The following is a 401-nucleotide window of genomic DNA, read 5'->3' as shown; positions in this document are numbered from 1 at the left end:
ACGATCTGAAACGAAATAAGAAAACAAAATGTTAAACGCGATAATCTTAGCCGCACTGGTAAAAATAAATTTAGAATGCGATAGCCCCTGGGTAGCCACATCACTCTTTGCTGGTTTGACATTCGTCATGAGTCTCATGTTCGGCTATCCATTTTTAGCCATTCTAATTGGAACAGCAATTAACATAGGTCTAGGCTTCTTCTACTTTTGGTTATTAAAGAAAACTGAAAGCAGTAGCTCATGGTGGGCAGTCATGATCATTGGCATATTCGTCTTCCTCGGGCTTGGCTTCCTATAAGTCAGATCCAGACGACACAGACAACCCATATAGCCCGCTCGTAAAACTCTAAAAAGCAACTGGACGACTGACCACACAGGCTGGTTGTCTGGTCTCCACGATC

General features: G+C 42.9%; 1 protein-coding gene. It reads left to right on the top strand.

The features are described 5' to 3' along the window. Nucleotides 1-127: 127 nt before the first annotated feature. On the top strand, nucleotides 128-298 hold the full coding sequence (locus QEH52_RS20285; protein ID WP_308952781.1) for a hypothetical protein: 171 nt from the start codon (nucleotides 128-130) through the stop codon (nucleotides 296-298). Nucleotides 299-401 lie beyond the last annotated feature (103 nt).

Origin of the sequence: Thalassobacterium maritimum, assembly GCF_031127805.1 — a bacterium.
Taxonomy (GTDB): Bacteria; Verrucomicrobiota; Verrucomicrobiia; order Opitutales; family Coraliomargaritaceae; genus Thalassobacterium; species Thalassobacterium maritimum.
Note: the sequence above shows the minus strand (reverse complement) of the source record. Positions and strands in the feature narration are given on the sequence as shown.